Consider the following 766-nt stretch of genomic DNA (forward strand, 5'->3'; position numbering starts at 1 on the left):
GCCGCTCAGGCCGATCCGCTGCCCTCCGATGCGCCGTCGGCGCCAGCCGCCGCCCCCTACGCGCCGCGCGTATCGCACGCGCCCCGCGCAGCCGGCGCGCTCGCGAACGCCGAGCGCTTCGACTACGGCGATTCGGGCCTGCCGCCCGTCGCCGCGAATCTGAACGAAACGATCATCCGCATTCCGGTCGACGCCGCCGGCGCGATCACGCTCGAGGCGACCGTATACAAGCCGGATGGCCCGGGCCCCTTCCCGCTCGTGGTCTTCAACCACGGCAAGAATCCCGGCGATCTGCGCGCGCAGCCGCGCAGCCGGCCGCTGTCGTTCGCGCGCGAGTTCGTGCGGCGCGGCTATGCGGTGGTCGCGCCGAACCGCGAGGGCTTCGCCGGCTCGGGCGGCACGTACATCCAGGAAGGCTGCGACGTCGAGCGCAACGGCGTCGCGCAGGCGCGCGACGTCGCCGCGACGATCGGCTACATGTCGAAGCTGTCCTACGTCGATGCGAGGCACGTCGTCGTCGCCGGCACGTCGCACGGCGGGCTCGTGTCGCTCGCGTACGGCACCGAGGCCGCGCGCGGCGTGCGCGGAATCATCAACTTCTCGGGCGGGCTGCGTCAGGATCTCTGCGAAGGCTGGCAGAAGAACCTCGTCGACGCGTTCGACACGTACGGCTCGCGCACGCACGTGCCGTCGCTCTGGCTGTACGGCGAGAACGATTCGGTATGGTCGCCCTCGCCCGTCGCGCAACTGCGCGACGCGTACATGT

General features: G+C 71.4%; 1 protein-coding gene. It reads left to right on the top strand.

Going from position 1 to position 766, the window contains the following annotated elements; genetic code table 11:
* On the top strand, nucleotides 1–766 hold a 766-nt coding region (locus ACU8YE_RS23735), incomplete at both ends, for a dienelactone hydrolase family protein (RefSeq protein ID WP_446929779.1).

The sequence above is a fragment of the Ralstonia sp. VS2407 genome, from assembly GCF_052950655.1.